General features: G+C 49.6%; 1 protein-coding gene. It reads right to left on the reverse strand.

What is annotated here, in order from left to right; translation table 11 throughout:
- Positions 1-552 (reverse strand): hypothetical protein (locus HW443_RS12775; protein WP_176238397.1); only part of this gene is annotated, 552 nt, incomplete at both ends.

Here is a 552-nt window from a genome sequence, read left to right on the forward strand (position 1 = left end):
GCTCTTGAGCTGGAAGCTGTAGGTTAGCTGGTTTATCTTGTTCAAAGCCACAACCTCAAAGGACTTTTCCAGTATCCTCTGGGCCTCCTGGCCATCAGTGCTCAAAAGGTAGATCAGCTCACTCGATAAGAGCTCCCCGGCTTCCACCCGGGGTTCTGATGGGCCCAGCACTTTTCTTATCTCCGCCCAATACAAATTATTGACCATAAAAAAGGGAAGGGCTATCACCGGAAGCAAAAAGAGATAGACATAGGCCCGCCGCAAAAGGAAAAGGTAGCCCCTGGCTCTAATTTTGCTCAGTAGAGGACCAACCGGAATAAAGAGGAGGCCCAAGACAAAAAACCCTAAGGCGTAGTGGGCCAACCTCTGGGCCAGGAGCTCTGCGCCGCTCAGAAAGAAATAGAGGGAGCTGACTAAAAACAAAAGACCTCCCCCCAGGAGATAGCCATAGTCCAGGCCCACATAGAAAGCCAGCCCAAAGAGAAGCGTAAAAAGAAAAGGAGAAATAAACCAATAGGCTTGAAAGGGGGGAAGGCTCAGAGAAAAGAAAAG

The organism is Candidatus Hakubella thermalkaliphila, assembly GCF_013281975.1.
GTDB classification, from domain to species: Bacteria; Actinomycetota; Humimicrobiia; order Hakubellales; family Hakubellaceae; genus Hakubella; species Hakubella thermalkaliphila.